At 71.2% G+C, this 21,017-nt stretch carries 21 protein-coding genes; 8 read left to right on the forward strand and 13 right to left on the reverse strand.

The annotated features are described in order from the left end of the window. Positions 1–36 precede the first annotated feature (36 nt). A complete protein-coding gene (locus tag HF877_RS16545) occupies positions 37–405 on the forward strand; it encodes a GNAT family N-acetyltransferase (RefSeq protein WP_346765200.1) in 369 nt (122 codons plus the stop codon). Between the two features lie 180 nt (positions 406–585). Here the strand turns inward: HF877_RS16545 and HF877_RS16550 are convergent, their stop codons facing one another. From HF877_RS16550 to HF877_RS16565, 4 genes are all read right to left on the reverse strand, one after another. Then, positions 586–1,755 (reverse strand): zinc-dependent alcohol dehydrogenase, encoded by a 1,170-nt coding sequence (locus tag HF877_RS16550; protein ID WP_169622376.1) that lies wholly within the window; start codon positions 1,753–1,755, stop codon positions 586–588. Beyond that, the gene (locus tag HF877_RS16555; RefSeq protein ID WP_346765201.1) at positions 1,755–2,282 is read right to left on the reverse strand and encodes an SRPBCC family protein; all 528 of its coding nucleotides are present in this window, start codon (positions 2,280–2,282) and stop codon (positions 1,755–1,757) included. Before HF877_RS16555 ends, HF877_RS16550 begins: the two co-directional genes overlap by 1 nt. A 137-nt stretch (positions 2,283–2,419) precedes the next feature. Continuing rightward, entirely contained in the window at positions 2,420–3,913 is a 1,494-nt protein-coding gene (locus HF877_RS16560) for an NAD(P)/FAD-dependent oxidoreductase (protein ID WP_169622289.1), read from the reverse strand. Positions 3,914–3,985: 72 nt separating this feature from the next. Further along, positions 3,986–4,756, reverse strand: a complete 771-nt coding sequence (locus HF877_RS16565; RefSeq protein ID WP_169622290.1) for a precorrin-3B synthase — start codon at positions 4,754–4,756, stop codon at positions 3,986–3,988. A 104-nt stretch (positions 4,757–4,860) separates the two neighbouring features. On the opposite strand from HF877_RS16565, the gene HF877_RS16570 reads away from it, so the two are divergent. Further along, positions 4,861–5,286 carry a PPOX class F420-dependent oxidoreductase gene (locus HF877_RS16570; protein WP_169622291.1) on the forward strand — a complete coding sequence of 142 codons (426 nt, stop codon included), beginning with the start codon at positions 4,861–4,863 and terminating at the stop codon, positions 5,284–5,286. A gap of 317 nt (positions 5,287–5,603) precedes the next feature. Beyond that, a complete protein-coding gene (locus HF877_RS16575; protein ID WP_169622292.1) occupies positions 5,604–6,137 on the forward strand; it encodes a glutathione peroxidase in 534 nt (177 codons plus the stop codon). Between the two features lie 67 nt (positions 6,138–6,204). On the opposite strand, the gene HF877_RS16580 is transcribed toward HF877_RS16575, so the two are convergent. From HF877_RS16580 to HF877_RS16590, 3 genes are read right to left on the reverse strand one after another with little or no spacing between them, the layout of a single operon-like run. Then, positions 6,205–7,575: a metallopeptidase TldD-related protein gene (locus tag HF877_RS16580; protein WP_169622293.1), complete on the reverse strand. Its 1,371-nt coding sequence runs from the start codon at positions 7,573–7,575 to the stop codon at positions 6,205–6,207. After that, complete coding sequence (locus HF877_RS16585) at positions 7,572–9,083, reverse strand: TldD/PmbA family protein (RefSeq protein ID WP_169622294.1); 1,512 nt, start codon at positions 9,081–9,083, stop codon at positions 7,572–7,574. The genes HF877_RS16580 and HF877_RS16585 overlap by 4 nt, the downstream gene beginning before the upstream one ends. Positions 9,084–9,104: 21 nt before the next feature. Next, a complete protein-coding gene (locus HF877_RS16590; protein ID WP_169622378.1) occupies positions 9,105–9,872 on the reverse strand; it encodes a TSUP family transporter in 768 nt (255 codons plus the stop codon). A 154-nt stretch (positions 9,873–10,026) separates the two neighbouring features. Between HF877_RS16590 and HF877_RS16595 the strand changes: the two genes are divergently transcribed. From HF877_RS16595 to HF877_RS16610, 4 genes are read left to right on the forward strand one after another with little or no spacing between them, the layout of a single operon-like run. Then, positions 10,027–10,590, forward strand: coding sequence for an FxsA family protein (locus HF877_RS16595; protein ID WP_169622295.1), 564 nt, complete (start codon positions 10,027–10,029; stop codon positions 10,588–10,590). A 19-nt stretch (positions 10,591–10,609) separates the two neighbouring features. Further along, entirely contained in the window at positions 10,610–12,220 is a 1,611-nt protein-coding gene (locus HF877_RS16600; RefSeq protein ID WP_346765202.1) for an amidohydrolase family protein, read from the forward strand. A 53-nt stretch (positions 12,221–12,273) separates the two neighbouring features. Continuing rightward, positions 12,274–13,851 (forward strand): apolipoprotein N-acyltransferase, encoded by a 1,578-nt coding sequence (gene lnt, locus HF877_RS16605; protein WP_169622380.1) that lies wholly within the window; start codon positions 12,274–12,276, stop codon positions 13,849–13,851. After that, positions 13,851–14,630, forward strand: a complete 780-nt coding sequence (locus tag HF877_RS16610) for a polyprenol monophosphomannose synthase (protein WP_169622296.1) — start codon at positions 13,851–13,853, stop codon at positions 14,628–14,630. Before lnt ends, HF877_RS16610 begins: the two co-directional genes overlap by 1 nt. A gap of 21 nt (positions 14,631–14,651) precedes the next feature. Here the strand turns inward: HF877_RS16610 and HF877_RS16615 are convergent, their stop codons facing one another. The 5 genes from HF877_RS16615 to HF877_RS16635 all read right to left on the reverse strand — a co-directional run bounded on the left by HF877_RS16615 (position 14,652) and on the right by HF877_RS16635 (position 19,677). After that, a complete protein-coding gene (locus tag HF877_RS16615; protein ID WP_169622297.1) occupies positions 14,652–15,653 on the reverse strand; it encodes a diiron oxygenase in 1,002 nt (333 codons plus the stop codon). Then, entirely contained in the window at positions 15,650–16,576 is a 927-nt protein-coding gene (locus HF877_RS16620) for a prephenate dehydrogenase dimerization domain-containing protein (protein ID WP_346765203.1), read from the reverse strand. Before HF877_RS16620 ends, HF877_RS16615 begins: the two co-directional genes overlap by 4 nt. Next, positions 16,573–18,696 (reverse strand): aminodeoxychorismate synthase component I, encoded by a 2,124-nt coding sequence (pabB, locus tag HF877_RS16625; RefSeq protein ID WP_169622298.1) that lies wholly within the window; start codon positions 18,694–18,696, stop codon positions 16,573–16,575. Before pabB ends, HF877_RS16620 begins: the two co-directional genes overlap by 4 nt. 7 nt (positions 18,697–18,703) lie before the next feature. Then, positions 18,704–19,078: a chorismate mutase family protein gene (locus HF877_RS16630; RefSeq protein WP_169622299.1), complete on the reverse strand. Its 375-nt coding sequence runs from the start codon at positions 19,076–19,078 to the stop codon at positions 18,704–18,706. Positions 19,079–19,338: 260 nt separating this feature from the next. Then, positions 19,339–19,677, reverse strand: a complete 339-nt coding sequence (locus HF877_RS16635; protein ID WP_169622300.1) for an RNA polymerase-binding protein RbpA — start codon at positions 19,675–19,677, stop codon at positions 19,339–19,341. A gap of 183 nt (positions 19,678–19,860) precedes the next feature. Between HF877_RS16635 and HF877_RS16640 the strand changes: the two genes are divergently transcribed. Further along, positions 19,861–20,193, forward strand: coding sequence for a hypothetical protein (locus HF877_RS16640; protein ID WP_169622301.1), 333 nt, complete (start codon positions 19,861–19,863; stop codon positions 20,191–20,193). Between the two features lie 21 nt (positions 20,194–20,214). On the opposite strand, the gene HF877_RS16645 is transcribed toward HF877_RS16640, so the two are convergent. Further along, a complete protein-coding gene (locus HF877_RS16645) occupies positions 20,215–20,817 on the reverse strand; it encodes a hypothetical protein (RefSeq protein WP_169622302.1) in 603 nt (200 codons plus the stop codon). Between the last annotated feature and the right edge of the window lie 200 nt (positions 20,818–21,017).

Raw genomic sequence — 21,017 nt, forward strand, 5'->3', positions numbered from 1 at the left:
GCACAGTGCGTCGAGTCGCTGTCCGAGGTTCACACAGTGGACGGCTACCCGCATCGTTGGCCCGACGACCCGGTCGGGTGGCTGAGCCCCGCGGACCTCGACAGCGCGTGGATCGCAGAGCAGGCGGGTCAGGTCGTCGGACACCTCGCTCTGGTCGGGCGCGAGGACGCTCTGTGGGTATCCCGGCTGTTCGTGCGGCCGGGGGCCAGGCGATCGCACGTCGGCGAAGGTCTGCTGGACAAGGCGCGCGAGCGGGGCGTCCTGATGCTCGACGTCATCGAGCAGTCCACGTCGGCGATCGCACTGTACGAGCGCACCGGCTGGACACTGCTCGAGCGGCGGCCCGCAGACTGGACGATGTCCGACGGCACCAGACCGATGGAGCGGCTCTACATTTCGCGGTGATCTCGGGACCGGCGCGTTGCGCTGGGCGGTGTTTGGCCTGGTGGTGTCGGCGGGCGATGTCTCCGGTCGTCGCGGGTCAGCTCCGATCAGGTTGAAAACTGCCCGCTATGCGGGCACTGATCCACCAAAGATGACCTCAATCGCGGACGAAGCGCGGAACCTCGGGTCGAACCGCGATGCTCACGGGCGGAACACCGACCGCAGGCAGTTGTCCTCCTTGTTCTTGAACATCTCGTAGCCGCGCACCGATTCGCTGAGCGGCAGGTCGTGGGTCATGAGCCAACTCGGATCGAGCCGGCCCTCCGTCACGTGCTCGAACAACTGCGGCATGTAGCGCTGGCCGTGCTGCTGCGACGTGCGGAGAGTGAGGCTCTTGTTGGTCAGTGCGGCCATCGGGAACTTGTCGGTCAGCCCGTAGATGCCGAGGACGGAGACCACACCGCCCTTGCGGCACGCCAGGATCGCCTCCCGCAGCGAAGTCGCGCGGTCGGACTCCATGCGCAACGCCTGCTTCACCTTGTCGTAGACCTGGCCGACGCCGGTACCGTGCCCTTCCATGCCCACCGCGTCGATGCACGCATCCGGCCCGCGACCGCCGGTGCGCTCACGCAACGTTTCGTAGACGCTGTCGGCGACGGTGTAGTCGACCGTTTCGGCGCCGACCTTCTGCTCGGCGAGATCGAGCCGGTCGCGGAACCTGTCGAGCACGATCACGCGTTCGGCGCCCATGATCTTCGCGCTCGCGGCGGCCATGAGCCCGACCGCTCCCGCACCCCACACCGCGACGGTGTCGCCCGGCGAGATGTCGCAGAAGTCGGCGCCCATGTAGCCGGTGGGCACCGCGTCGGACAGAAACAGGGCCTGTTCGTCGCTCACACCGTCGGGCACCGGAAAACAGTTCACGTCGCCGAAGGGCACTCGGATGTACTCGGCGTGGGAACCCTGGTAGCCGCCGAACGGATGGGTGTAGCCGTAGATCCCGCCGGTGGGGTAGCCGAGGACAGGTTGCTGCATCGCGGCGTTCGGGTTGGTGGTGTCGCACACCGCGTGCATCCCGTCCTCGCAGTACGGGCAACTGCCGCACCCGATGAACGACGGCACGACGACGCGGTCACCGACCCGCACCGACGTCACCTCGGGGCCGGTCTCGACGATCTCGCCCATGAACTCGTGGCCGATGACGTCGCCTTCCCGCATGCCGGGCAGGTACCCACCGAGGAAATGCAGGTCGGAACCGCAGGTGGTGGTCAGGCGCACCCGCACGATCACATCGTGCGGGTTGACCAACCCCGGGTCGTCGACTGTTTCGACGGACAGGTCGTTGACACCCATCCAGCACAGGGCCTTCATCATCGGTCTCCTTCCGTGCCGCGTGCGCTCGGACTTCCGTGGAGTGTGGGCATCTCCCCGGTCTGCATCAGTGCCCGGGCCCGGTACAGCGCGGTGAAGGTCAGCGCTCCCGTCACCAGGTCGGGTGCCGGGGTGTCGGCACGCAGGGTCATCTCGGTGCCGCGCCCACGAGGGGCGTCGGCCACGGCCAGCACCAGACGCGGGCCCGGCGCGTCGGCGTCGTCCTCACCGGTGAAGGCGAGTCCTTCCTCGGTGACGTCGACGCGGGTGTCCCAGGTCATAGGATCTCCGCCGGTGTCCCAGTGCCACCGCAGCCGGTTCGCCTCCGCTGTCTCCACCCGGACGCGATCGCCGAACAACCGGGTCAGGTTGTCGGGATCTTGCCAGAACTGCATGACCTGCGCGCGGGGCGCAGCCACGGTGACGGTCTGCGGTCGTCCGGCGTCGGCGGGCCGGTCGGCGGCGCGGCGGACCAGGCCGCTCACCGCCTGACCGGCGTTGCCGACGGCCCTGCTGATGTCGATCACGGTCGCCTCCTCACTCGAGGTGTCGTGCAGGATTGCTGCGTCACGCTTCTCTGCTGGGACGTCTACCCGCGGACAGCGGACGCGACGACCGGGCCGACACCTCAGCCCTTGCCAATACCGTTGCGATCGAGAGTGTTTCAGGCCCTGCGGGATTCGAGCAGCCGCAACCACACTTCGCTGACCGTCGGGTAGGACGGCACCGCATGCCAGAGCGTGTCGAGGGTGACGTCCCCGACGAGGGCGACGGTGGCGGCATGGACGAGTTCACTCACGTCGGTGCCGACGAAGGTGGCCCCGACGAGGGTGTCCGTGGCGCGGTCCACGACCAGCGCGGCGTGGCCGGTGAAGTCGTCGCGCGACAACGCGGCGCCGGCCACGTCGATGTCCGCTTCGAGCACCTCCACGTCGAAGCCGTCGGCGCGGGCCTGCTCGGCGGTGCGCCCCACCGCGGCGATCTCCGGGTCGGTGAAGATCACCTGGGGGACCTGGTGATGGTCGGCGCTCGCCCGGTAGCGGGGCCCACCGAGGGGGCGGCCTTCGGCGCGGGCGGCGATCACGCCGCCGCACACCCGCGCCTGATATTTGCCCATGTGGGTCAGCGCGGCGCGACCGGCGACATCGCCGACGGCGTAGAGCCAGTCGCCGTCCACGCCCTCGACGGTGAGATGGTCGTCGACGGTGACGGCCGCATCGGCGGGCAGACCGACCGTGTCGAGCCCGAGCGCGGCGGTGGTGGCGCGACGGCCGGTCGCCACCACGATCTCGTCGACGTCGAGGGTGCTGCCGTCGTCGAGGTCGACAGTAACCGGGCCGCCGTGGATCCGGCCGATGCCGGTTTCCCGCACGTCCGGTCGGCTGACCTGCCTGATCGCCGCGCGGTAACGCACCGCGACGCCGTGGACGCGGAGCGACTCGGTGACCATGTCCGCCGCGAACGGTTCGACGCGGGGCAGCAGGCGCGAGCCGCGCACCACCATGGTCAACTCTTCGACGCCGAGCTGCCGCAACCAGGTGGCGGCTTCGCACGCGACGACACCGCCGCCGACCACCAGCACACGGCGGGGGATCTCCAGCAGATTGGTGGCGTCGCGCGAGGTCCACGGCAACGCCGCACGCAGGCCGGTCGTGTCGGGAATCGCGGCGACGGTGCCGGTAGCCAGCACCACCGCATGCCGGGCACGGAGGGTGCGGGGCTGATCGGGGTGGGCGTCGGTGACGGTGACGGTGCGTTCCCCCGCGAGGCAGCCGCGCCCGCGCACCACATCGATGCCCGCGGAGCGGGCCCACTCCACCTGCCCGCTGTCGTCCCGGTGACTGGTGAAGCCGTCGCGGCGGGCAAGGACGGCGGGCACATCGACGCCGTGTGCGCTGACCTTGTCGCCCACACCTGCCACGTGCCGCGCCGTCGCGAGCACCTGGGCGGGGCGCAGCAGCGCCTTGGAGGGCATACACGCCCAGTACGAGCATTCCCCACCGACGAGTTCGTGTTCGACAAGGGCGACGGTGCGGTCGCTTCCGGCGACGGCATACTGCGCGGCGTTCTCGCCGGCGGGCCCACCTCCGAGCACGATCACGTCGTAGGTGTCGTCATCGGGGTCGCGGGGCCCGGAAGGACTGTCGGCGCGGGTCACCCGTTTCACGGTAGGCGGCGAGGAGCGTCGGCGGACCGGTTCCGGAGGATCGACCGGGCAATTCCGGCGCGGTCAGTCCAGTTGCGGGGACCGGGCGTCGAACACCAGCCCCATCGGTGCGAGCACCCGCACCACCTGCTCGGCGGTCCACTCGTCCAGGTCGCACAGCAACACCGATCGCCACGGGGTGATCACGACCGGCCGTTCCACCGCGGCAAGGAACTCGGCGAGCCGCGCCGGCAACACCCCGCCGGGGAGACCGCCGGCGAGCGTGACCGCGCCGTCGGTCTGGTCGAGCCACCCGATCGGAGCCGGCGGCGGCGACGGCAACGGTTCCGCCGCATCGGGTTCCCCGGAGGGCGGGGTCCCGGCGAGCAGGATCTCGGCGGCGGTGTCCGGGTCGATGCGCAGGCCGGTGTCGACGCCGTCGCGCACCAACGCCATTCGCCCGTCGGGTCGCGCGAGGACCGCGACGTGCGGGGCCAGCGCGACGATGTCGCCGGTGCCGTCGTCGATGCCGTAGATCCGGGCGGCGCGGTCGGGGGAAGCGTGCAGCCGCGCCGCGACCGCCCGGACGAGAGGACGGATGTCACGGTGCCCCTCGAGGCGGCCGCTCAGCGGTGAGGCGAGGACGCGGGGCCGGGTCGGCGCGTCGACGGTGAGCCCGATCGCGTCGAGCCGCGAGACGATCGGTTCGGCGTCACCGCGCAGCAGGATCTGTGCCCGCTCGGTCAGGTGTAGTTCGCCGCCGCCGTGCGACTCGGCGAGTTCCGCGAGCGCACGCAACTGCGCTGCGGTGACCACGCCACCGGACAAGTGGACTTCGACCTCGGCGTCGGGCATGTCACCAGGCTAGATCGTCGTGCGGTCACCGACCACATCTTCCGCTGCGTCCCGTCCGGTGTCGATGCACGTCCGGGCCGGGAAAAGACCGTAGGGTGTCGGCCATGTCCGACACTCGCTCCGAGCGCCCCTCGTTCGCAGAGCTCTCCGAGGCCAAGTACATCCTGCTCACCACCTTCCGGAAGGACGGGACCCCGGTGGGCACCGCGGTGTGGGCGGCACCCGACGGCGACCGGCTGCTGGTGTGGACGGCGGCGGATGCCTACAAGGTGCGCCGGCTGCGGCGCGATCCGCGGCTGACCTTGGCGGTGTGCGACGCGCGCGGCAACGCGAAGTCCGCGGCGGTCGCCGGCACCGGCGTGATCCTCGACGCCGAGCAGACCGCCCATGCGCGTTCGGTGATCGCCCGGAAGTACGGCCTGCTCGGCCGGCTCACCGTAGGGGCCAGTGTGCTGCGCCGCGGCCGCACCGGGACGGTGGGGCTGGCGTGTTCCCTCGATCCCGACACCGGAACCACCGACACGCAGTGACGGCTCCTGGGTCGGCTCGGGCACGGTGATCCTGCCGGGCGTGACCCTCGGTCTCGGGGTGGTGGTGGGCGCCGATTCTCTCGTCACGCGCGACTGCGCCTCGCCGATCCGCTGTATGCGGGCAGTCCGGCGCGGTTTCGTCGCACGCTGCCGTGACCGGGTTTCGGCAACGACTGGATCCTGCCGTGACATCGGACACAGCGGCGAGATGATCAGGGTGTCGTAGTTTTGCTGTGACACCGATCTTGTTCGACACCGATCGTTCTTCCGTCCGCCCTGCATTCCGACTCGCAGCATCAGATCCGCCAGGAGACCGCATGACCGTGCACGACTTCACCGTTCGTACCGCCGCAGGAGACGCCGTCTCGCTCGGTGAGTACGCCGGTTCGTATCTGCTCATCGTCAATGTCGCCAGCAAGTGCGGTCTGACGCCGCAGTACGAAGGCCTCGAAGCGCTGCACCGCGCGACCGCCGGCAAGGGACTGCAGATCATCGGGTTCCCCTGCAACCAGTTCGGGGAGCAGGAACCGGGCACCGACGCGGAGATCCAGGAATTCTGCAGTCTGACCTACGACGTGACGTTCCCGGTCTACGGCAAGGTCGAGGTCAACGGCGACGACGCGGACCCGCTGTACCGGTACCTGCGCAGCGCCGCACCCGGCGACTTCGGGCCCGATCACGGTTTCCTGTTCGAGCACGTCCGCACGACCCGACCCGAGGCCATCGGCACCGACGAGGTCAAGTGGAACTTCACCAAATTCCTCGTCGACCCCGCCGGTGCGGTCGTCACCCGGTTCGAACCGACCGTCGCCCCCGAGGCCATCGGCGCCCAGCTCGCCGAGCTGCTCTAGCTGTACCCGCCCCAGCGGTCCGGCACCGCCCCGGCGGGGCTCCGTACGCCCCGCCGGGTACCCGTGGTCAGCGCGCCGCGCTGACCGACGACATGTGGAAATCCGGGATCCGCATCGGCGGCATCGCGGTGCGGGTGAACCAGTCCTTCCATTCGCGAGGCAGCGTGCGCTCGGTGTGTCCGACCTCGGTAGCCCGGCCCAGCAGCGCCACCGGGGACTCGTTGAACCGGAAGTTGTCCACCGCGGCCCGCACCTGCCCGTCCTCGATCAGGTACACCCCGTCGCGGGTCAGTCCGGTCATCAGCAGGCTCGCCGGGTCGACCTCGCGCAGATACCAGAGCGTGGTGAGCAGCAACCCGCGTTCCGTCCCGGCGATCATCTCGTCGAGGGACGCGCCGGTACCGCCGGTGAGCAGCAGGTTGTGACCCGGTGCGGTGGGCTGGGCGGAAAACTCCGCGGCTGCGGCACGCGGATAGGCCAGCGCGTGTACCGTCCCGTCCCGGATCCAGTCGACGCGGCCGGCGGGCAACCCGTTGTCGAACACCGACACCGCATCTGTCGAGGTGGTCGCCGTGACGAACGGCGCGTATTGCAGGCCCGGCGCCGCCGGATCGGAGGTCAAGGTCAGCGGCAGGCCGGTGAGTGTGTCGCCCAGGCGGGTGCCGTGCGGACCCGACCACACCGTGCGACCCTCGTGCGCGCCGAGGCCCTCCATCGACCACATCAGGGAAATCATCAGGTCGGCCACCGCGGAGGGCGGCAACACCGTCTCGTAACGCCCCGCCGGCACCGACACCGACGTCGCGGCCCAGTCCAGTCGTCGGGACAGGTCCTCGAGCAACCGGTCCATCCGAACATCGGTGAAATCGGTGGTCCCCGCCCCGACCCACGCGCTGGCACCGTCGAGTCCGCCACGTTTGCCGGTGATCTCGAGGGACCCGTCGGGTTGCGTCCAGCGCCGCCGCAGCCCCGTCGAGGTCCCCAGCCAGCTGGTGCGCACCCGATGCTCCGCGAACCCGTACAGCGCGTCGGATCCGTCGAAACCGTGTGCCAGAGCACCTATGACGGGATCGAACACGTCGATGCCGGTGCGTCCGGCCGGTGCGTCCCAGTCTGCGGGTGTCCCGCCGCCGGCGACGAGCGGCACGGCGTCTCCGGCCGGTGGGGCGGCGCGGGCCGCGGCGTCGGCGGCCTCGGTCACCGCGGTGACCTCACCGCGGTGCACCAGCGGCGCGGTGACGATGCCGCACCGGGTACCGGATGTCGTGTGCCGCAGCGCGATCACCGTCGCCGTCCGCGCACGCGTCGACCCGTTGGTGGTCATCGAGTTGCCCGCCCACCGCAGCGCTGCTTCCTCGGTGTCGTCGACCAGAACGATCGTCTCGTCGGCCGTGGACGCGGCGAGCGCCACCTCCACGAGATCCGCTGCGGGGATCATCGGCTGCCTTCCTGCACGGTGTTGAGCACGTTGACGCCGCGCACCAGCACCGACGGGCACCCGTGGCTGACCGAGGCGACCTGGCCCGGTTGCGCCTTCCCGCAGTTCATGGCGCCGCCGAGTCGCCAGGTGGACGGCCCGCCGACCGCCTCGAGAGCACCCCAGAACTCGGTGGTGGTCGCCTGATACGCCACGTCGCGGACCTGCCCGACGAGCCGGCCCCCGCGAATCCGGTGGAACTGCTGACCGGTGAACTGGAAGTTGTAGCGCTGCATGTCGATCGACCAGCTCCGGTCCCCGACGACGTACAGGCCGTCCTCGACACCGGCGATCAGGTCGGCGGTGCTGCGATCGACGACGGGGTCCGGTTGCAGCGAGACGTTCGCCATCCGCTGGATCGGCACATGGTGGGCGGAGTCGGCGTAGGCGCAGCCGTTCGATCGCGCCGCCCCGAGTTTCGGCGCGAACGCCCGGTCGAGCTGATAGCCGACGAGCACCCCGTCGCGCACCAGATCCCACGACTGGGCGGCGACCCCGTCGTCGTCGAACCCGGTGGTGGCGAGGCCGTGCGCGGTGGTGCGGTCGGCGGTCACATGCATCGCGTCGCTGCCGTACCGCAACGTGCCCAGCCGGTCCGGGGTCGCGAACGACGTGCCGGCGTACGCGGCCTCGTAGCCGATCGCCCGGTCGTACTCGGTGGCGTGCCCGACCGATTCGTGGATGGTCAGCCACAGGTTGGTGGGGTCGATCACCAGGTCCGTCGGACCGGCCGTCACCGACGGTGCCTGCGCTTTCTCGGCCAGCAGGCCGGGGAGCCGGTCCAGTTCGTCCGTCCAGTCCCAGTGGGTGTCGGAACTCAGGTACTCCCAGCCGCGCCCGACCGGCGGCGCCAGGGTGCGCATCGACTCGAAGGTGCCCGCCCGGCGGTCCACGGTGACGGCCTCGAGTTGGGGGTGCACCCGCACCCGCTGCTGGGTGATCGACGATCCGGCCAGATCGGCGTAGAACGTCTGCTCCTTGACCTCCTCCACGCCGGCGGTGACGTGGTCGACGCCGGCCGCGTCGAGGAGGCGGCGGGAGAAATCGCCGAGCAGCGCCACCTTGTCGGTCGTGGGCACGGCGAACGGGTCGATCTCGTACGAGGAGGTCCACACCGCGTCCCGGTACACCGGCTCGTCCGCCCATTGCACCGGGTCCCGGTTCAGCGGCCGCACCGCCCGGGCGACCGCCACCGCCCGCGCCGCCGCGTCCGCCGCCCCCGCCGGTCCCGGCACCGGGTGCGACGCGAACCCCCAGGTGCCGTCGAGGAGGACCCGCACCGCGAGCCCGCAGTCGGTGCCGTCCACCGCGGCCTGCACCGCTCCGTCGCGCAGCGTCAGCGAGTGGGTGCGTACCCGCTGCACCCGCACGTCGGCATGCGTGGCCCCGGCGGCGCGAGCCACCGACAGTGCCGCATCGGCGGCGGCCCGCAGCGGCAGGGCCAGAAAATCGTCGTCCACACCGGTCACCGGCCTACCGTAGCGACTGTCTCACCCGAACTGCTGGAAGCCGAGCCGCACCGCCATCGCGACGACCACGACCAGCAGCACCACCCGCACGAACCCGGCACCGCGCTGCAACGCCATCCGGGAGCCGAGCATCGACCCGGCGACGTTGCACACCGCCATGGTCAGCCCGAGGGTCCACCACACGTGCCCGCCGATCGCGAAGACCGCCAGTGCGCCCACGTTCGAACCGAGGTTGATCACCTTCGCCATCGCGGCGGACTTGACGAACTCGCTGCCGAGCATCGCCGCGAAGATGAGGATCAGGAAGGTGCCGGTGCCCGGGCCGAGGATGCCGTCGTAGAACCCGATCACCGCGGCCGCGCCGACGATCACCGTCACGATGCGTGTCGCGCTCGGGCGGTGCTGCTCCGTTCCGGAGCCGAGCTTGGGTCGGGCCGCGACGAACACCGCCACCCCGACGAGCACCACGATCACGATGGGGATGAACACCTCGCGGTCGATCAGCGACACCGCGGCCGCGCCCGCCCCGGCGAAGACCGCCGCGACCAGCGCGGCCGGCGCCAGCACCGACCACCGCAACGGAATCCGGCGCGCGAAGGTCCACACCGCCGCGCCGGTCCCGAAGATCGCGGTGAGCTTGTTGGTGCCCAGCGCCGCCTGCGGCGCCAACTGAGGCGCGACCAGCAGCAACGCCGGCAACAAGATCAGCCCGCCGCCGCCGACCACCGCATCGACCCATCCGGCGGCCGTCGCCGCGGCCAGCAGCACGGCCCAGTCGCCCACATCCATGCGCGCCATTCGATCATGGGGCGAGCACACCGACCGGATCGCCTCCGCGTCTGTGCGCCGCGCCGGGAGCAAACTCGGCTTCTCGTACGTTGAACAAACGAGTCCCTCACCCGAGAGACGTTCGCGCCGGACCCGGCGTACGGAAGGACCCCGCGTGTACCTGTTGCTGTTCGTCGTCTACGTCGCCGCGGAGATCGCTGTGCTGGCCTGGCTCGGCTCCACCGTCGGCGCCCTCGCCACCGTGCTGATCTTCCTGGCTGTCAACGTCGCCGGGTATCTGGTGCTCGGCGCCCAGGGCCGCCGCGCGCTGCGCGGCCTCGGCCGGCTCCGCAGTGGCCCCCTCCCGCCCACCGGCTCACCCGACAAGATGCTCACCGACGGTGCGCTCATCGGCGCCGGAGCCGGCCTCGTGCTGCTTCCCGGCTTGATCACCACCGTCCTGGGCATCGTGCTGCTGCTGCCGAGCCGCGCACTGCTCCGCCCGGTGGTGCGCGCCGTGGCCGCCCGCACCGCCCGCACCCACGCCGCCACCTGGCGCGGACAACGCCTGGTGGTGGTCGACGGTCAGGTCGTCGAGAACACCGTCGTCGGGGCGGCGCCCCATCTGCCCGGTGGCCCCGGCCGCGGCCCCGTCGGCACGACCCGGCCGGACGTGGTGGACGGCGAAATCCTCGAAGGGGAGATCGTCGAGACCCCGCGGCAGCCCCGCCGCCCGTGACGGGGCAGACTGGGCAGTTGTGAGTCCAGCACCGCACACCCAGCTCTTCGTCGGCGGCCGCATCTACAGTGCGAGCGCACCCGACGCCACCGCGATGGCCGTCACGGACGGAACGATCGTGTGGGTCGGGCAGGACCGCACCGGACGCGTCCTGCACCCCGACGCCGAGATCGTCGACCTCGACGGCGCGTTCGTCGCACCGGGATTCGTCGACACCCACGTGCATGTCACCGCCCACGGGCTCGCCCTGACCGGACTGGACCTCACCGGCGCCGCGAACCGCGACGACGTGCTCCGCCGGGTAGGGGAGTACGCCGCCGGCCGCGACGACGCCGTGATCTGGGGGCACGGCTGGGACGAAACCCGCTGGCCCGATCCCACCCCGCCCACCACCGACGAACTCGACGCCGCCGCACCCGGCCGCCTGGTGTACCTGGGACGGATCGACGCACATTCGGCGGCGGCCTCCACGGCGCTGCGCGTGGCCGCCGGCGCGCTCGACATGCTCGGCGGCTACCACCCGCAGCGCCCGGTCACCGCCGCAGCCCACCACGCGGTGCGCGCCGCGGCCCGCACCGGGCTCACCGCAGCGCAACGGGCCGAGGCCCGCCACGCCGCGCTCGACGACTTCGCCGCGCACGGCATCGTCGCCGTCCACGAATGCGGCGGCCCCGACATCTCCGGCCGCGACGATTTCACCGAACTGCTCGCCACCGACCACCCCGTGGAGGTGCGCGGCTACTGGGGACAGGCGGTCCGCACCGCCGACGACGCCACCGCCCTGCTCGCCGCGACCGGTGCGCACGCACTCGGCGGTGACCTGTTCGTGGACGGCGCGTTCGGATCGCACACCGCGTGGCTCGCCGCACCGTACGCAGACCGGCCGGACTGCCACGGCACCGCGTACCTGAGCACCGAGGAACTCGCCGACCACGTGCGGGCCTGCACCACCGCCGGCATCCAGGCCGGATTCCACGTCATCGGGGACGCCGCCGTCGCCGCCACCGTGGCGGCATTCGACGCGGTCGCCGCAGAACTGGGCGGACCGGCGGTCGGTGCACGCGGCCACCGCCTCGAGCATGTCGAGTCCATCACCGGCCCACAAGCCGAACAGCTCGCCCGGTACGGCGTGATCGCCAGCATGCAACCGATGTTCGACGCATTGTGGGGCGGACCCGACGCGATGTACGCCCAGCGCCTGGGCACGGCGCGCGCCGCGACCCTCAACGCGTTCGCCGGTATCGCCTCGACCGGGATGTCCCTCGCGTTCGGTTCCGACGCGCCGGTGACTCCGCCCCGGCCCTGGCAGATGCTGCGCGCCGCAGTGCATCACCGCACCCCCGGAAGCGGCATCTCACCGCGAGCCGCATTCGCCGCCTCGACCCGCGGTGCGTGGCGCGCCGGTGGCGTGCGCGACGGGATGGCCGGAACTCTCGATCCGGGTGCCCCGGCGTCGTACGCGCTGTGGGAGGCGGGGGACCTGGTGATACGCGCCCCCAAGGACAGCGTGCAGCGCTGGTCGACCGACCCGCGCTCGCGGGTCGCGCCGCTGCCCGACCTCGCCGACGGCACCGACGATCCGGTACTGGTGCGCAGCGTGCACCGGGGCCACGTCGTGTACGCACGGTGACCGCACCGGCCGGCCCGACACGGAGGCGGACCGCCACCGTGGTGGGCCTGCGGATGGCCGCGGCGCTGCTCGCCGGAGTGCTGCTGTTCGCAAGCTTCCCGCCGCGACCGCTGTGGTTCCTCGCACCGGTCGGCATCGCCCTGCTCACCGCGGTACTCACGGTGCAACCGATGCGGCGACGCGCCGGTTTCGGATACGGCTACCTCGCCGGACTCGGGTTCCTGGTACCGCTGCTGCCCTGGGTAGGGGTCTATGTGGGGCCGCTGCCGTGGCTGGCGCTCGCCGCCGCGGAGGCGGTGTTCGTCGGCCTGTTCGGGGCACTGGCGGTGCATCTGCGCACCCTGCCCGCTGCGCCGTTGTGGATCGCGGCAGCGTGGAGCGCCACCGAATTCGCGCGCGCGTCGGTACCGTTCGGCGGATTCCCGTGGGGGCGGCTCGCGTTCGGGCAGCCCGACGGGGTGCTCGTGTCCCTCGCCGCGCTCGGCGGCGCCCCGCTCGTGTCGTTTGCCGTGGCGCTGACCGGCACCGGTCTCGCCGCGTTGGTCTCGGTCGTCGTGCGCAGCAACGGTGCCCGCCTCGACCGGCGGGGCGCCGTGCGGGCCGCGGCGTGGGCAGCGCTCGCGCCACTGGCCGCGCTGGCGGTATGGCCGCTGCTGCGCGCCGCCCCCGCCGACTCGCCGGTGGTGACGGTCGCGGCGATCCAGGGCAGCGTGCCGCGACTGGGCCTCGACTTCAATGCACAACGCAAAGCGGTGCTCGACAATCACGTGGCGCGGACCCTGGAACTGGCCGCGGACGTGCGCGCCGGCGCGGTGCCGCAACCCGATGTGGTGATCTGGCCGGAGAACGCATCCGACATCGACCCGCTGCGCAACGCCGACGCCGCCCGCGACATCACGGCCGCGGCGGCAGCGGTACAGGCGCCGATCCTGGTCGGCGCGGTGCTCCGCAACGACGACGGCACCACCAGCAACTCGGTGATCGTGTGGGACCCGGAAGCCGGACCCGGAGAGCAGCACGACAAACGGATCATCCAGCCGTTCGGGGAGTATCTGCCCTACCGCTCGTTCTTCCGTCTGTTCTCCGAGTACGCCGACCGGGCGGGCAATTTCGTACCCGGCGACGGGGACGGGGCGGTCACCGCGGACGGCATCACCATCGGGGTCGCGACCTGCTACGAAGTCGCCTTCGACCGGGCGTTCTCCGATTCGGTGGACGCGGGTGCGCAACTGCTCGCGGTGCCCACCAACAACGCGACCTTCGGCGACACCGAGATGACGTATCAGCAGCTGGCGATGTCACGGGTGCGGGCGGTCGAACACGGCCGCACCGTTGTGGTCGCCGCCACCAGCGGGGTCAGCGCCATCGTCGATCCGGACGGGTCGGTGCAGCAACGCACCCCGCTGTTCGAGCCCGCAGCCCTGGTGGCGCAGGTGCCGTTGCGGGCAGACGTTACGCTGGCAAGTCGGCTCGGACCGATCCCGGAGCTCGTGCTCTGTGTCGGTGCCGTGGTCGCCGCCGGTCTCGCCCTCGTGCGTAGCCGACGTCAGAACGCCGGTCCGGGAGCAGACCCCGCGCCCGGCACCGCAGGAGCACCGGCCCCCGGCCGGTTCGACAGGGAGGACCTTTGATGGCATCGGCGACGCCGGCCGGGAACGACAGCGCACCCAGCGCCCGCACCCTGGTGATCATTCCGACGTACAACGAGCGCGACAACATCGGTCGGATCGTCGAGCGGCTGCACGCCGCCCTGCCCGGCACCGACGTGCTGATCGTCGACGACGGCAGCCCCGACGGCACCGGTGCGATCGCCGACGGCCTCGCCGCCGCGGACGACCGCATCCACGTGATGCACCGCACCGAGAAGAACGGGCTCGGCGCCGCCTACATCGCCGGGTTCCGGTGGGGACTGGACCGCGACTACACCGTGCTGGTGGAGATGGACGCCGACGGCAGCCACGCCCCCGAACAGCTGCATCTGCTGCTCGAGCGCGTCGACGCGGGCGCCGATCTGGTGCTCGGCTCCCGGTACGTGCCGGGTGGCACCGTGGTGAACTGGCCGTGGCACCGCGAGGTGCTCTCGCGCGGCGGCAACATCTATTCGCGTCTCGCGCTCGGGGTGAACGTCAGCGACATCACCGGGGGATACCGCGCCTACCGGCGCGAGGTGCTCGAAACCCTCGATCTCGACGCGATCGCCTCCCACGGCTACTGCTTCCAGGTGGATCTGGCGTGGCGGACGCTGCAGGCGGGGTTCACCGTCGCCGAGGTGCCGATCACGTTCACCGAACGGGAGATCGGGGAGTCGAAGATGAGCGGGAACATCGTGCAGGAGGCATTGCTGCGGGTGACGCTGTGGGGGCTGCGCAGCCGCTACGAGCGGGTGCGGGCGCTGCTGCAGCGCAACTGACCGCCCGCCCAGCCGCGCACGTCAGGACCGGCCTCGCCGGGCACGGTGCGCGTCGAACGTGTCGCCGGCGCCGACGGACGCACACAGGCGGCGGATCGCGCTGCAGTCCTGTACCACCGGTTGGTGCGCGGTCGCCGCGGCGGTGTCCGCGATCAGTTCCCGGCCGCCGGGGACCTGTTCGTGCGCGACGATCGCCGCCCAGGTGGTCATGTCGCCGCCGGTGAAGGCATCGACCCCGGCGGCGAGCGCGTCGAACAACAACTCACGGTCTGCGGCGTCCAGTTCGGTGAACACCGTGGTGAACAATTCCCCGGTGAGGGTGGCGTGGCACAGTTCGTCGCGCCGGTGGACCGCGACGGTGGCCCGGTTGACCGGTTGCACGGTCTCGTCGCCGGTGAACAGCGCGAGATACGCGCTGATCGACGTCTCGGCGACCGTGGTGAACGCCAGTTGCACCAGCGCCGCGTGCCGCGGATCGACGGCGCGCTGCAACTCCGCGCGGTGTGCGCGCAGGGTGCGGCACGCGGGGAGCACCGCGTCGGGCAATGCCCAGCCACGCCCGCGGCGGGTGAGCGCATTGGCGTTCTGGTGCATGAGGGTGTGGTACTGCTCGTCGACCATCGCCTGCATCACCCCGACGACCACGGTGTCCGGCGGAGCGAGACCGAACACGTCGGAGGTGATCAGCCCGAAACCGGGATTGACCACGTACTGCTCGATGTCGATGACGTTCTTGTTGTAGGCGATCCACCCCCACGCCCGCAGCCGCGCGCGGGCGGGCTCGTCGAGTGCGAGGTACCGGGGATGGGTGTGGAACGGCAGCAGGGTGTCGGGGAAATCGTCGCGCGCGGGTTCGAACAGCGCATCCAGGTCGGGTTCGGATTTCTTCACCGCGGCGCGCCGCGGCCACGACCGGGTCAGGCCGCGAATCACCGCGGCGGCGACCGGGTCGCCGGTGTCGTTGCCGGGAAGCTCCGGGGGCCGCAGCCGGGCCCGCAGCTTCGCTGCCTCGCGATCGGTCACGGCGACACCCCGTTTCGCACGGCGTCCGGTTCGTGCAGGTCCGACGGGAGCAGGCCGAACAGTTCTCCGCACAGTGCCCGGTACTGCTCGCGGTCGTCGCCGAGGGCGCGGTAGCCGCGTGCGGTCAGCGCCGCGAACCGGTCGGGGTCCTCGGCCGCGTCGAGGTCGTCCAGGGCGGCGCGCAGGGCGCGGCGGGCGTCCGCGGCGTACGGATTGGCCACCTGGATCTCGTGATACACCGCCGGTGTGCCGGACGCGATCCGGGCGAGCAGTGCCCGCAGCAGCACGTGCGGCGGGGGAGCGGCGGTCGCGGTCGTCGGTGGTCCCAGCCGGTCGAGGGCGCCGCCGAAGGCGAGAACCACCGCGTGGGTCAGCGCCTGAGTGGTCGCCGTCGCGCGGTCGTGCTCGGCGGCGCCGACCTCCACGACCCGCGCACCCCAGCGGTCGACCGCGTCGACGAACACCCCGACTGCGGGACCGTCCCGGTGCCGCACCGCGAGCACGGGGCGCCCGGCCCAGCCGAGCGCCGGAGCGAACATCGGATTGATACCGAGCGCCTCCCGGTCCGGGAGGCAGGTCGCAAGCGCCGCAGCGAACGGGGTTTTCACCGACAACGTCTCCACCAGCAGCGCCTCGGGGTGCAGCAACCCGGCCAGGGCGGGCAGCGCGGCCACGGCGACGGCGTCGGGGACGGCGAGGATCACCGTCGGCGCCGCGCGCACCGCCGCCGCGACGTCCGGGGTGGGCGCGGCGATGTCACCGGGCAGCACCGCGGCGCCGGCTGTGCTGGTCGTCGGGGCCGGAGCGCCGGGGTCGATCGCCAGCACGCGGTGGCCGTCGCCGGACAGGGCCGCGGTGAGCATCGCGCCGACCGCACCGCAGCCCCCCGCCACGACGACGCGGCCTGGTCCGCCGGCGGTCACGGCGCGGTGCCGTCGGGTCGGGCGCGGAGTGCGGCGTTGCCGTCGGCGGGATCGGCGTCGGTCTCGGCCAGGCAGCGCCGCATCACCAGCGATTTGACGAGCGTTTCCTCGAGTTCGTCGTCCGGGTCCGACAGCGCGACGATCGCGCCGCCGATACCGAAGGTGACCTGATGGTCGGTGGCGACCATCGTGCGGATCACGATCGACAGGTCGGCGGTGCCGGTGGGGGACAGGTAGCCGATCGCCCCGGAATACACCCCGCGCGGACCGTCCTCGAATTTGTCGATGATCTCCATGGTGCGCAGTTTCGGTGCGCCGGTCATGGACCCGCCGGGGAATGCGGCGCGCACACAGTCCACGGCGGTGACGTCGGGGCGCAGGGTCCCGCGCACGGTGGAGACGAGTTGGTGTACGGCGGAATAGGTTTCGATGTCGAAGAGTTTCGGCACATGCACCGAACCCGGTCGGCACACGCGGGAGAGGTCGTTGCGCACCAGGTCGACGATCATCAGGTTCTCGGAGCGGTCCTTTTCGCTGACGAGCAGGCCGTCGCGCAGTGCGGCGTCCTCGGCGGCGGTGCGGCCCCGGGGCCGGGTGCCCTTGATCGGTTTCGACTCCACGGTGCCGTCCGCGCCGATCCGCAGGAACCGTTCCGGGGAGGCGCTGAGCACCGCCACCTCCGGGAAGTGCAGCAGCGCACTGTACGGGGTGGGGCTGATCTCCCGCAGTGTGCGGTAGGTGCGCAGCGGGTCGATGGTCCGGTCGACGGTCGCGGTGTTGGTCAGGCACACCTCGTACGTCTCGCCGCTGCGGATCTCGCTCTGGCACTGCTCGATCATCTCCAGGTAGTGCGCCGGTGTGTGCCGCAACCGGATCTGCAGATCGTCTTCGTCACGCAGCAACGGCACCGCCGTCGGGGCGAGAACATCGGTGTCGGCGAGCGCGGCGAGCGCCGCGGCGGTGGCGTCGAACCATGCGACGGACGCGGGATCGTCGGGTTCGTCCGACAACGCCAGGAGATAACAGCGGCCCGCCTCGTGGTCGAGGACGACCGCACGGTCCGCGAACACCATCGAGGCGTCCGCGATCGGGGAGGTGTGCACCAGTTGCCCGCCGGCGTCGGCCTTGAGTTCGTAACCGAGATAGCCGACGTATCCGAGTGCGAACGCGAACGGCAGATCGTCGCGGGGGGTGATGCGCCGTTCGGCGAGCCGCGCATCGAGGTGGTCGAAGAAGGTGCGGTGGTACTCGGCGACGGGCGCACCCGCACGGTATTCGCGCACCAGGGTTTCGGCGACGCTGTAGGTGACGAACTCGGCGCGGGGGCCGGACCCGTCGCCCATCACCGTGAACCGGGAACCGGGTTCGGTGGTCACGGAGCCGTCGAGCCAGAAGCTGTGCGGGTCGTCGGCGAAGAGTGTTTCGTAGACGGCGTGCGGCGCCGGGTGGAAGTCGAGGACCCGGGTGTCGAGCACATAGCGGGGTGGGGCCGGTTCCGGTGACCGAGGGGCGCTGACGGTGATCGGTGTCCGGGCCGGGGTGGCGGCCCGGAAGTTGCCGAGCAGTTCGGTGCCGTAGCAGGTGCAGATCGATTCGGGATGGAATTGCACTCCCCACAGCGGTCGGTTCCGGTGCTCGACCGCCATCAGCAGCCCGTCGTCGGTGTAGGCGGTGGCGACGAGCTGGTCGGGGACGTGCTCGGCGATCAGCGAGTGGTAGCGGACCGCGTCGAACGGGGACGGGATCCCGGCGAACAGACCGGTGCCGTCGTGCACGATCCGGCTGATCCGGCCGTGTACCGGCTCGGGGGCGGGCACCACCGCACTGCCGAACAGCTGGCACAACCCCTGGTGGCCGAGGCACACGCCCAGGACCGGCAGCCCGGAGTCGGCGAGGATGCGGTCGCTGATCCCGAAGTCGCGGGGCCGGTCGGGGCGTCCCGGGCCGGGGGAGACGACGATGTTGTCGAACCGGTGCAGCCCCAGTTCGTCCCACACGGTGTCGTTGGTGACCACGACCGGGGGAACTCCGTTGACGCGGGAGAGCAGGCTGTAGAGGTTGTAGGTGAACGAGTCGTAGTTGTCGACCAGCAGGGTTCGGGTCGGTGGCGGCGCAGACATGGCGGCCTCAGATCTGGGGGTCCCCGGAGCGCGCCGGGCGCGGACCGGTGTCGGCGCCCGCGGCGGCGACGATGTCGTCTTCGAGCCGGCAGGCTTCTCCGATGAGCAGGGTGTAGAGCGCTTCGACGAAGTCGCCGGACAGTCCGTTACGGTGCGCGTAGTCCTGGGCTCGGCGATGCACAGCCTGCATCCGGCCGGGTTGGAGCACCGCGATGTTGTGGCGCCGTTTGATTTCCGCGACGCGGGCGCAGAGCGCCAGCCGGTCGCGGACGTCGTCGAGCAGTGCGCGGTCGACTCGGTCGAGTTCGGTGCGCAGAGCGTCGAGTTCGGTTTCCGGTGTCGGTGCGGTCGTCGTATCCGCCGCGGTATGCCTGTCGTTCACGTGCGCTCACCCCTGTACAGCCCCCGGGGGTGGGGGTCGGATCGTGAAGTGTTCGACGGTGCCCGACTCGTCGGTTGGTATTCGCTCATGATTGCACGCAGCCGAACGGGGTGCCGACAATTGATGGATTTGTGCCACTCCGGCAATGCAATTGCGTCCGGGACGGAAAAGCGTGCCGGCCGATACCGCAGACAAAAGGCGAATGCCGTTGCGGGAACAATTCCCGCAACGGCATTCGGAGGTGGTGCTGGCCGGGCCTGTCAGGCGCCGCGGCGCTTCGCCTTGATCAGATCGAGGCGTTCCTGCAGCAGGACCTCGAGTTCTTCGACGGAGCGGCGTTCGAGCAGCATGTCCCAGTGCGTGCGCGGCGGCTTGACCTTCTTCGGCTCGGGTGCCGCGCCCTCGACGAGGGTGCCTTCCAGCCCGTTCTTGCACATCCAGGTGCCGGGGATCTCGGCTTCGTCGGCGAACGGAACATCGAACTCTTCGCCGTTGTCGCAGCGATAGCGCGCGATCCGCCGCGGCGCCAGATCGTGGTCACGGTCGGTTTCGTAGCTCACCGCGCCGAGCCGGCTGCCTCGCAGTACACGATCTGCCATGGTGGTGTCCTCTCTTGTGTGCTCCACCCGCTGGTGGGTCCGCCTTGCAGGCGGGCGCCCACGCGGGATCAACGTTCACCTCATGTCAACGTCGACGGGGCCGATTCCGTTCCCGCGGCCCGCCTCGAGGCCGGATACACCACATTACCGGCCGCCTCCACAGCGTCGGTAAAGTGTCCGGACATGACCGACCGCACCCGTCCGCCGGGCAGCTGCCTGTGGTGCGGACGCCCGGTCCCGGAGATCGGGACGGGCCGGCGCCGCCGGTACTGCCGGCAGTCGTGCCGGCAACGCGCGTACGAGCAGCGCCACACCACCCGCGAGGCGGGATTGCCCGAGGACGCGGTGGTACTCACCGCCGCCGAGGTGGAATCGCTGGCGGACCGCGCCTATCTGGTGCGCTGCGCCGCCGAAGATGTGGCCACCGCGGTCGCCGAGGGCGCCGACGCGGCGGAACTGGGCCGGTTGTGTACCGACCTGGTGTCCCTCGCCCGGGACGCCGAGCGGATCCGCTGACCGGACCCGCCCGGCCGGGCGTCAGGCGAAGAACCCGCCGATCGTGAACACCACCTGGCAGAAGGCACCGTTGGTGTAGTTGATCGAACCGAAGAGGCTGGCCAGCACCGGGCCGGTGCCGGTGTTGACCGTCTTCGACAGTTGCGGCACCCCGCCGGCCTTGTCGTCGAGGGTCTCGATGCCGCCGCGGAAGGTCTCCATGTTGAGCCAGACGAATTTGAGGTCGGCGGCCGCAGGGGTGACGGGGATGGTCGGTGCCACGAAGATCTTGAGCTGCCCGATCTGTACGTCCGGGTTCACGTTGGGGCCCGGTTGCACCCAGCCGGTGGTCATGGCGTACGGCACGAGGCCGCCGCCGCAGCCGGGTCCGAGAGTGGGGGCGGGCTGCATGAACGGCTGCGGAGTGTTGCGCGGCGGCGGCGCGAACAGCGCCGACCCCGTTCCGGCGCCCAGCATGTCGTCCACGGCGCGGAGGGCGTCCGGGTCGGGTGCGGCAGCGGCCCGCAGCTGGTCGAGGGGCAGGCCCGGCGGAGCGGGCTCGGCGGCGGCCTGCGCGGGCAGGGCGACGGCCAGTGCGGTGGCGAACAGGGCGCCGAGAATACGGACGGTCCGGCGACGCGGCATCTGAATGCTCCTTCGGGTCGGCTGCGAGAAGTCGTGCGGGAAGGCGGCGAGCAGCGTGATCCACGGGCGACGACGCCCTGGGCACACGGTGAGGCGGGTGCGTGACGCGGACGTGCGCGGCAGCGGGAACTCCTGACGCGTACGGGGGTACCAAAATCCGAGGATAAGGATTCACCCCGCCGCACCGGGGGATTTCGCCG

It is taken from the genome of Rhodococcus sp. BL-253-APC-6A1W (genome assembly GCF_012843405.1).
Taxonomy (GTDB): Bacteria; Actinomycetota; Actinomycetes; order Mycobacteriales; family Mycobacteriaceae; genus Rhodococcus.